The organism is Croceicoccus estronivorus (genome assembly GCF_001625325.1).
GTDB classification, from domain to species: domain Bacteria; phylum Pseudomonadota; class Alphaproteobacteria; order Sphingomonadales; family Sphingomonadaceae; genus Caenibius; species Caenibius estronivorus.
This window is the reverse complement of the sequence record NZ_JRQQ01000013.1, coordinates 56,141-66,042: the sequence shown is the minus strand read 5'-3', so window position 1 is coordinate 66,042 and position 9,902 is coordinate 56,141. Positions and strand designations below refer to the sequence as shown.

General features: G+C 58.0%; 6 protein-coding genes. 2 read left to right on the top strand and 4 right to left on the bottom strand.

Annotation, left to right across the window (positions count from 1 at the left end):
• The 3 genes from MB02_RS16320 to MB02_RS16310 form a co-directional block, all read right to left on the bottom strand.
• On the bottom strand, window positions 1-1,012 hold a 1,012-nt coding region (locus MB02_RS16320; protein WP_235829556.1), incomplete at its 3' end, for a sulfatase-like hydrolase/transferase.
• 369 nt (window positions 1,013-1,381) lie between these two features.
• Complete coding sequence (locus MB02_RS16315) at window positions 1,382-3,715, bottom strand: TonB-dependent receptor (RefSeq protein ID WP_067540300.1); 2,334 nt, start codon at window positions 3,713-3,715, stop codon at window positions 1,382-1,384.
• Between the two features lie 201 nt (window positions 3,716-3,916).
• Window positions 3,917-6,334, bottom strand: coding sequence for a TonB-dependent receptor domain-containing protein (locus MB02_RS16310; protein ID WP_067540297.1), 2,418 nt, complete (start codon window positions 6,332-6,334; stop codon window positions 3,917-3,919).
• A 180-nt stretch (window positions 6,335-6,514) separates the two neighbouring features.
• On the opposite strand from MB02_RS16310, the gene MB02_RS16305 reads away from it, so the two are divergent.
• Window positions 6,515-7,243: a response regulator transcription factor gene (locus MB02_RS16305; RefSeq protein ID WP_067540294.1), complete on the top strand. Its 729-nt coding sequence runs from the start codon at window positions 6,515-6,517 to the stop codon at window positions 7,241-7,243.
• Window positions 7,244-7,245: 2 nt separating this feature from the next.
• Complete coding sequence (locus MB02_RS16300; RefSeq protein ID WP_067540291.1) at window positions 7,246-8,610, top strand: ATP-binding protein; 1,365 nt, start codon at window positions 7,246-7,248, stop codon at window positions 8,608-8,610.
• Window positions 8,611-8,655: 45 nt separating this feature from the next.
• Here the strand turns inward: MB02_RS16300 and MB02_RS16295 are convergent, their stop codons facing one another.
• Window positions 8,656-9,855 (bottom strand): hypothetical protein, encoded by a 1,200-nt coding sequence (locus tag MB02_RS16295; protein WP_156495560.1) that lies wholly within the window; start codon window positions 9,853-9,855, stop codon window positions 8,656-8,658.
• Window positions 9,856-9,902 lie beyond the last annotated feature (47 nt).

Below are 9,902 nucleotides of genomic sequence, written 5' to 3'. Positions count from 1 at the left end.
TTGCCTTAAGCTCGTCCACCAGGCGACCGACCTGATCGTCGGAATGGGCGAGGAATGCGGCATAGGCTTCCATCTGCCGGGACGCGAAGCGTTTCTGATCCGCTGCCAGGCTGTCCCAGGCGGGCATACTGTCGGGGCGAGGCGTCAGTTTGGTATTGGCTGGAATGACACCCAGCCGTTTCTGCCGCGCGAATATCTCCTCACGCAGCTTATCCCAACCCTGGTCGAATTGCCCATGATAACGTTCGATATACTCTTCCGGCACCTGAATGGGCGCATGGGTCGCGCCGGTTGCAAGGTAGAGGAAAAACGGCTTGTCGGGTGTTACCGACTTCTGAGCACGCAGCCAGGCAATCGAATGATCCACCAGATCATCCGTCAGGTGATAGTCATCCCCGGCCGGACGCATGACCGGAGTTGTCCCCTCATAGAGTGTGGGATCGAACTGGTCGGTCTCGCCGCCCTGGAAGCCGTAGAATTTCTCAAACCCTTCACCAGTCGGCCAGCGGTCGAACGGCCCGCTCTGCGAGACTTCCCAATCGGGGGTCTGGTGCCATTTGCCGAATGCAGCCGTGCTGTAACCGTTCTCCCGCAGGATTTCGGCGATCGTGGCCGTGTCCTTCGCATGGAAACCCGAATAGCCAGGGCGTGAATCCGCCGAGTTCATTACCGCACCAATACCGGTTGCGTGTGGATTGCGCCCGGTCAGCAACGAAGCCCGGGTAGGTGAACAGATCGCGGTGGTGTGGAAGCGATTGTAGCGCAGCCCGTCCTTCGCCAGTTCGTCGAGTGTCGGCGTAGCCGCCGGACCGCCAAAAACAGAACTGGCCCCGAAGCCAACGTCATCCAGCAGGACAAGCACCACATTGGGAGCACCCGCCGGTGCATGCCGTTGGAGTTGCACCGGCGGCACGGACGGCTCTTCCTGAGCAGTCGCCGCTATCGGCATGGCCATGCCCAACGCAGCAACCCCGGCAGCCAGCAAGCCGATCCTGGCGTGAACTCTCCCCATCCTATCGCTCCTCTCCAATAACCGGTCTGTCCAATTTTCCTTGGACTATACCGTCCAGTACTATAGCGGCTGCAAATTACACAACATGGCAATTCGAAATTCTACGCGGACAGGTCCGGCCACCGCTGGGCATTGTCGATCGCATCAGCCGACCAGGCCTGCGCATTTGATCGATACTATGCGGCACCTCTCCCTGACGCACAATGCCTGCCGGAAACCGGCGATCGGCAACACGAGTCCGCAGGGCAAGATTTCGATACCCGCAAACAATTTGAGGCCGGAGCATCACTGCCCCGGCCTCAACAATTTCAATCTGTAGTTACGTGTTCGGCCCATCAGCCCTGAGGTGAGATCAGGCCTGCCCCACTGTTAGAACGAGAAGCCTACGTCGATCCCGTACGTCGCCGGATCGCCATAGGAAATCGCCTGGTTCGGATAGCCAGTCAGGATCGATCCCGATCCGATCACGAAACCCGGATAACGCTTGTCGAGGATATTCTTGCCCCACAAGCCAATGGTGACATGCTGCCCTGCCCCACGATCAATCGTGTAGCTCAGCCGCGCATCGACCAGCGTATAGCTCGGGTTGACCGGCGCATCGCGGTTGAGAGGGACAGCCGGGCCATCACCCGCAGTGGTGAAGACCTTGTCTTTCCAGGTGTAATCGACGTGAGCGGCCAGTTCGCCCGGTCCGATCAACCCGAACACATAGTCAGCCGAGAGACGGATGCTGTTCTTGGGCGTAAACGGCAGGACGAAATAGTCGGAAATATCGTCCCCAACCACAACCGGTGAAGCCGGATTGATTACAGGATCGAAAATCGAACCTTCCGGTGCGAGCACATTGCGGATCTTCGATGTGGTGTAGGAATAGTTCGCCTGCAGCGTAAGCCCGGTGACGGGAACCGCCGTGATGTCGGCTTCGAAACCCTTCACCGTGGCGTCGCCCGCATTGAACGTATCCGCCAGCGAAGCATCCACCGGATCAGCCGAAATGTTCAGCTGCAGATCCTTGTACTTGGCAATGTAACCGGCGAGGTTGATACGCAACCGGCGGTCGAGCAGGTCGGACTTGAAGCCGAGTTCGTAACTCGTCACCGATTCCGGATTGTATGTGCGCGTGAACGTCGGCGAGGCCTCGTTCGAACCGCCCGCCTTATAGCCCGTCACCACCTTGGCGTAGAGCGAGGTGTTGTCCGTCGGACGATAGCTGATCGTGGCCGAGGGATTGAACTTCTTGTTCTTGACGTCAGTGGCGCCGATTACAGTGCCCAGTGGGGTGGTGAAGCCATCACCCAGGAAACGCCGGGCGACCAGAGGCGAAACCTCACCCACGAAGAAGTTCTGCGTACGGTCACGATCCGCCGAACGCTTGTCCGAGGTATAACGAGCGCCCAGCGTAAGATCGAGCCGGCCATCGGCAAAATCCGGAGTCCAGGTTACCTGGCCAAAAGCGGCCTTAGACGTCGATTTTGCCGTGGTGTACCGGTCTACCATCAGCAGTTCGCCTTCCACTCCTGTGCCGATATCGGCATTCAGCAGGTGGTCGGACTTTTCGTGGAAGTAATAGAGGCCGACAACATATTTCAGCTGGTCGCCCACGTTGCCCACGGCCTGGAATTCCTGCGTGTAGGTCTTCGACTTGATCCGGTCATAGGCGAAGAACGGGGCGAGGAACGCTTCGGTGTAATCCTGATAGGTGCTGTAGCGAATCCGGCGATAAGCGCTCAACGAACGCAGCGTCAGGCTGTCGGAGACCTCGAATTCCCCGATCAGGGTATGCCCGTCGGACTTCACGTGACTGTAAGGCAGGTACACCGGACGGTAGGCGCGTTCGGGATCGGACGAATAGCCGGGGAACAGGAACGGCGCATATGCATTTTCGGTGACATAACGGACCGGCGTCGTGCGCTGGTCGGCATAATCGCCCGAATAGTCGATCGTAACCGAATCTGACGGTTCGAACCGGACCGCACCCCGGAAGGCCACCTTCTTGTCGGCATGGAAATCATGCGCATCGGGCACGCCCGTCGTGTCGCTGGCATTCTTGGCCCAACCGTCACGATGCGAAAAAAGACCCGTAAGCTTGACCGAGAAGTCGCCGAAACGCGGCAGATTCAAATTCACCAGCGCGCGTTGGTAATCGAGATTACCGGCGGACAGCAGACCGCTCACACCGAACTCGCCGGTGGGCTTCTTGGTGATGATGTTGACGGCGCCGCCTGTGGTGTTGCGGCCATAAAGCGTACCTTGCGGGCCACGCAGCACTTCGACGCGTTCCACATCGGCAAGATCGAAGGTCGAAGCCTGAGGCCGCGACTGGTAAATTCCGTCGACATAGAGCCCGACACCACCGTCAGAAGTGATGATGTTGGGGTCACCCACGCCCTGCCCGCGCATGTAGAGAACGAGTGTGGTCGATGAACTGGGATAGGGAGCGAAATAAAGGCTCGGCGTTGCCTGCACGATGCCGGTGATATCCCGGATGCCGGACGTCTGGAGGCTCTGCGCGGTAAGCGCGGTAATTGCGATCGGCGTGGTCTGGAGGTTTTCCTCACGCTTTTGCGCGGTAACGACGATTTCCTCGATACCACCGCTTGGCGCAACGCCTTCCGAAGCTGGCGCTTCCTGCGCCAAAGCCGGGGTCGCGAGCACCATCGATGCCAGAATGGTGCTCACACGAAAACGTGATGCCAGTTTCATAGCCTTCCAACTCCCTGTGAACCAGATCAAGATACCGGCGCGCCCTTGCACATCCGGAAGAATGCATATCCTGATAGCGGTTCTGCTGCGAATTTGGTCAGCTAAATTGGTTGACTGCCCAATGATTGCGCATTTTGGGCAGCGCTCGTTGCATTATTACAACAATGACATCGGCAGCACGTTTTCACCTTGCCCCCCGGTTCAGAACCGCGCGCTGACACTGATCCAGTAACTGCGCGCCTTGTCCTTGTTGTTGTAATCGTCCTGGTAGCTGGGCTCCCAACCGCCGAACCCGTCGTCGACGAAGATCGTACGGTAGCTGGTAAAGTCCTGGTCCAGAAGATTGTTCACGCGGCCACTGATCGTCACATGATCGTTCAAACGATATTGCGCACCCAGATGCAGCACTTTGTAGCTCTTGTAATAGAGTTGCTCTCCGGAAAGCGTATCCACACCGCGATAGCGCTTGGAACGCAGTTCCCCCATCAGCTGCGCGCTCAGTTTTTCAGTGACATTCCAGCCCAATGTGGCGTTGGCCATGTGTTTCGCGGAATTCGTAAGCGGCAAGCCTTCATCCACGCCGCTTAACTGCTCGCTGTCCGTCAGAGTGTAATTCAGGCGCAGCGATAGTCCGTCAAAAAACTCGTACCGCCCTGCGACCTCCAAACCGCGAATCCGGGCCTTGTCGATATTGATCGGTTGGTTGAGGCTGCCGACCCCCAGGATTTCCCAATATGCACCCAGATTGGCGCAGGGCCGAACGCCTCCAGTTTCTGCACAGGTTTGGGTGACAGGCGTTCTGACGATCTTGTTCTTGAAATCGTTCTGAAACGCGGTGACGTTGAAGTTATGCCGCCCGGATGGCGCCGTCCAATACAAGGCTGCTTCCATGTTCGTGCTGGTTTCAGGTTCAAGGTCCGGATTGCCTGTCCAGGGGCTGGTGCCTTGCCCCCCAAAACCGGTGATGCCTTCATACAAATCCGTAGTCTTGGGGGTTTTATAGCCAGTGCTGAGCCCACCCTTTACCGTCCAGCTCGGGGAGAGTTCATAAACCGCATAGAGCCGGGGGCTGATCCTGCCACCAAAGGCATCGTGGTTGTCATAGCGGATCCCGCCGGTAATGGTCAGCGCATCGACCGGCGACCAGTTGTCTTCGGCAAAAAGCGACCACATCTTCTGCTTCTGCAATGCCTTCAAACCTTCGGCGCTGCCCTCCATCCCAAACACGCCGTCAAGCATTTCGCCATCGATGTATTGCCCGCCGACAACGAACCGGTGATTACCGAGCACACCGTCCACCGGAATATCCAACCGCGCGTCCAACGTGTATTGGTTGCTTTCCAATGGCCGGTCGGGCCGCGGCAGAAACGCCTCCAGTTCCGCATATTGGCCGTCGGTCAGATCGTCGATTGACGCGTTGCCGCAACCGGCGGCACCGCCGCCCGCGATACAGGCTGCATCCCACAGTCCCTGGAGGGCCACACGCTCTGCCACTGAAAACGGCAAGGTGCGGCCCTTGTTCTTCGTTTCCACATAGGCAAGCGAAAGGAAGCTCTTCACTCTGCCCCATTCACCCTGATGGGTAAGCGCCCAGTTCATGCGATCGAATTTCTGCTGCTCCGCATAGCCGGTTCGCGGGCCGACTACACCACCGCGAGCGAGCCAGATGCGTTCAATGCTGTCCACGGTGCCGAGAGGATAGCTCGATGTACCTGTTTCCGGATCATAGTCGGGCTTGTTGTCATATTTCTGCTTCGAAATATCGTAATCGAAAGTGACGCTGTGCCTGTCGCTCGGGGTCCAGTTCAGAGAGAAACCGACGCTCTTGTTTGTATTGTCGACAGTCTTGCCGCCCCCGCCAAAGCCGAGGCTGCGGATATGAACGCCGCCGTCGGGATCGACTGCGGGGGCGTATTCCGGGTTCGACGCAAGACGTTCGTAGATGGAGCCACGCAGGCTCAGCCCGAGAATTCCCGGAATGATTGGCCCACTGGCCGCAATGTCAAAAGTCATGTCATCGCCGAAACTGGAATCTTCCTGTAACGAACGGCCAAACGTGGCTGAGCCGGTCCAGCGATCCATCACTTTCTTGGTGATGATGTTGATGACGCCCCCCAAGGCATCCGCACCATAAAGCGTAGAGGCAGGGCCGCGAATGACTTCCACCCGCTCGATCGTGTCCAGCGGCGGAATGTGATTGAACTGATTGCCCCCGAAATTGTTCGGATAGATATCGCCGTGGTTGTTCTGCCGCTTTCCATCGATCAGGACGAGTGTGTAGTCGGAGCCCATTCCACGGATGCTGATCGTGCGCTGGCCGGTCTTGTCTGACGTTTCGCCGACATCGACACCTTCCAGGTCCCGAACGGCATCGATCATTGTCGTGTAGGGTCGCTGGCGGATTTCCTCTGCGGTCACGACTGTAATACTGGCGGGCGCATCGGTGATTTTCTGCTCAAAACCGGATGCAGTCACCACGATCGCCCGGCGTTCTTCCTCTGCGGAGAGCGCAGCCCCCTCTTCCGCGCTGGCAGATGTGCCGCAAAGCGCCATCCCCATGGCAAAGATTCCGGCTCCGGCGGACAGCCTGGCGTTGAAAGTCGTGCAAAAATCGGTCATGTGCCCCTCAGCGCTATTGCTAATAGATCGCATTTGCGCCGGGCAACTGGTCTTCGGAGGGGGGGAGGTCAATCCGCCCCAAGCCGAGAGAAACACTTTGTTACAGTCGCACATATCCCGTCTCTCGCGATCCACGGGCAATGCGTTCACGTTGCAAGCCAACAGGAGAGCTGCGGGAAAATGACCAAACCGGCCCACATCGTCATCGTCGAGGATGATGCTCCTCTGCGTGCGCTGCTGGCGCGACTGCTCTGCGAATGCGGGTATGAAGCGACCGGAGTTTCCAGCGGAGTGGAATTCTCGCATATCCTTGCCCATCCGGGAGACCGCCCGATCGACCTTGTCTTGCTGGACATCATGTTGCCGGACGAAAACGGACTAACCCTGTGCCAGCGCATTCGAAAAACCAGCCAGGTGCCAATCATCATGGTAAGTGCACGCGGGCAGGAGGCCGACCGGGTGGCTGGCCTCGACATCGGCGCAGACGATTACATCCCAAAGCCTTTCAGTAGGCCGGAACTGCTCGCACGAATTCGCGCTGCCCTGCGTCGCGGCGGGGAAAGCCGCATTTCCCCGGAAAGCAGCGCGCCGGAATGCTATCGCTTCGAAGAGTGGCGCTTCTTTCCCAAACGGCGTGAACTCTTCGCCCCATCAGGTGCGCAGGTATCGCTCACGGCAGCCGAGCATGAGTTGCTCCTCACTCTCTTGCGCCATTCTCAGCAAACGATCGGACGTGGGCGACTGATGGAACTGGTGCGCAGCCGCCTGCCCCACTCCCATGATCGCAGCATCGATGTCCTTGTCAGCCGGCTCCGCAAGAAACTGGGCGGCGCGCGGCGCAGTCTTTCAATGATTCGTACGGTCCGCGGCGTAGGATATGTTTTCATCGCGGAAACGAACGTCTCCTGACAATGGTTCTCCCGGCTTTCCTGCGCATCCCCAGCGGCATGATGGGTCGCATCGTGATGGTTCTTGCCGGAGCAATATTGCTCGAATTGCTGGGCAATTTGCTGCTGCATCGCTGGCAGGATCGCGAATTGCTGGACTCCTCCCGCGCGCAGATCATCGCTCAGCAGTTGCTTAACGCCGTCCATGTCGCAGAGGCAGCCGCACCGCCGGACAGGGCCAGATTGATGCATAGCCTGAACATGGAGGGCCTGGCACTGAACTGGGTTCCAAGCACTGTCATTGTCGATCACAGTGCCGCGCAGGAACAACTGGCGTCGATGCGTAGATGGCTGGTGCAAGCGGCACCGGAACTCGACGGCCGCGAATTGAGGCTTAGCCTGTTGCCCGCACATGATGGACAACAGCGCGATCTGGTCGGGCTCATGGCGCTTCGCGACGGCAGTTTCATCTCGTTCCGCATCAGCAGCTACCTTCGCGCGCCACCGCCACTCTGGTTCGTATCGTTATTGCACGTCCTGCTGCTGGTCATCGTGTTCGGGCTGGCCTTGATAATGATCAGGAACCTGATCCGCCCCTTGCGCGATCTTGCGGCGGCGGCAGATGAAACCGGGCGCCATCATGTTTACCGGATCGTCCCTGCCGGCCCTCTTGAAGTTCGAAGGCTGGCCCGCGCGTTCGATGCCATGCAGACCCGGCTGATCAAGGCAATGGATGACAACACACAAGCGTTGATAGTTGTGTCGCATGATTTGCGGACACCGATCCAGCGAATGAAGCTGCGCGCTTCCATGTTGGAAGACACGGATACCGGAGAGATGATTGCGCACGATCTGAGCGAAATGGAGGATTTCATCGACAGCACGCTTGCCTATGTCCGCAGCGGCAAGGATGAACAACCGCGCCTGATCGATGTTGCCGCAATGCTGATCACAATTGCCGATGAAGCCTCCGATCGTGGCGTGAACGTGCAATACATCGGGCCGGGCAGCTTTGTTTTGCATACCCGGCCACTCGCCCTGACACGCATGGTGCAAAACCTGATGGAAAACGCCAGGCGCTATGCTGAACGGATCGAAATCCACCTGCTGGGCGAGGAAAGCCATTATGCGCAAATCCAGGTGGAGGATGACGGGCCCGGCATTCCTCAAGCAAAATGGGCCGAAGTCGTACAACCATTCCGCAAGCTGGAAGCCAGTCAGGCAATCCGGCGAGACGGACCCTCGGCTAAACAGGGGGCAGGTCTGGGCCTCGCTTTCATCCAACGCACTTTGCACGAACAAAGCGGCAGTTTGACATTAGGTACAAGTGCTTTGGGGGGACTGAGGGCATCCATCCATATTCCCGACTCCCGGGCGGCGGAGCAATGAGGGCCTGCCTTTACCGATTTGCAGCCAACTTCTACTCCGGATCCATCACCCGCCGCGAGGGACAGTTGCCCACGCAAGTGCTTCTCTGGTCTGGCGCAGTTTAACCTGCTGGACATCCGCCTCGCGGCCCGTGTCCCGGAAAAGGCTCCATGGCTTGTCATTGACGCGATATGCGAAGGTCAGCGTCAGATCTACCGGTGCCGCGTCGAGCCTGGCCTGGGCCAAGACAGGCAGGACAAACCGGGAGAAGCCGATCGCTCCACTGCCGTTCCCGGTTTCTTTTTCCATGACCAGATTATCGCCATTGGAGAGGCGCATTTCCATCGCATCTAGATTGGAGCTTATTTCCGCAATCCAGCGCCCCTTCTGAGTGATAAACATCCGCCCCGTCGCACCGAAAGTGCCAGGGCTCGTAAGATGCAGAAAAATGGTCTTTTCATCGCCACGCTTGAGCACGCGATAGACGTTGAGACCTGCGCGCCAATAAGTCCCGGTAAAAGCCCCTCGACGCAGGCGCCACACGCCCAGATCCTTCGACACATGGCTCGTTATGAGGCTGGAACCGACTGAGGTGAACACGTTTTTCTTGGCTAAGTTTTTTTGCAGCAGCAGATTGATGTCTTCAACGAGAAGCAAGGCATCGAAACCAGCCTGCATCAGTTCCGACCGCCCTGTTCGCGCGCATTCCGCATCGATCAGACCTGCGAACATGGCCTTCAGCCCGTCATACTGAGCCTTCTTCGGCTCTTCATTATACTTGTCGTTGTGCACCACAGCCGCCATTTTCCACTCAGACCGGCGCAATTTCACAAACGCTGAGGTCACGTCGCATGTCGCCGGATCGGCGACCATCGCGTTCGGTGCGGCCTCCAAGGCATGGGCAATCAGCAACGCCTGGTCGATATTGGCCCATTCCCCCGACGACTTCGTCCGTGACAAGCATCTTTTCCAGCCATCCTGCCCCTTGGCGAAGTTGTCGACTGAAGCGAGAGCTTGTTCACTCGCATGCAGTTTGATTTCTCGGCCAAGAAAATCGCGCATCACTATCAGTGCCCGGTACTCCCCGTTCGTCAGCAGGTCACAATTTTCGTTCGCTCCAAGGGCGTAAGTCGATACCGCATAGAATTGCGCCATGGACTGAAGCTTTTCCTGCTGGCTTTGTGCGGCTGCCGGGGCCGACGCCATGATGGCGAGCGCAATCGCACTGCTCGTGAAGACGGAAATAACACGTGCTATTGCGATCATGGTCCGCGGTCTCGATTAAATGGTAGTCAGTGGCTTTCCGGAAAGGG

Excerpts from the sequence above, each read along its gene's own strand:
- MB02_RS16315 (WP_067540300.1), bottom strand. The coding sequence starts at position 3,715 with ATGAAACTGGCATCACGTTTTCGTGTGAGCACCATTCTGGCATCGATG.
- MB02_RS16310 (WP_067540297.1), bottom strand. The coding sequence starts at position 6,334 with ATGACCGATTTTTGCACGACTTTCAACGCCAGGCTGTCCGCCGGAGCC.
- MB02_RS16305 (WP_067540294.1), top strand. The coding sequence starts at position 6,515 with ATGACCAAACCGGCCCACATCGTCATCGTCGAGGATGATGCTCCTCTG.
- MB02_RS16300 (WP_067540291.1), top strand. The coding sequence starts at position 7,246 with ATGGTTCTCCCGGCTTTCCTGCGCATCCCCAGCGGCATGATGGGTCGC.
- MB02_RS16295 (WP_156495560.1), bottom strand. The coding sequence starts at position 9,855 with ATGATCGCAATAGCACGTGTTATTTCCGTCTTCACGAGCAGTGCGATT.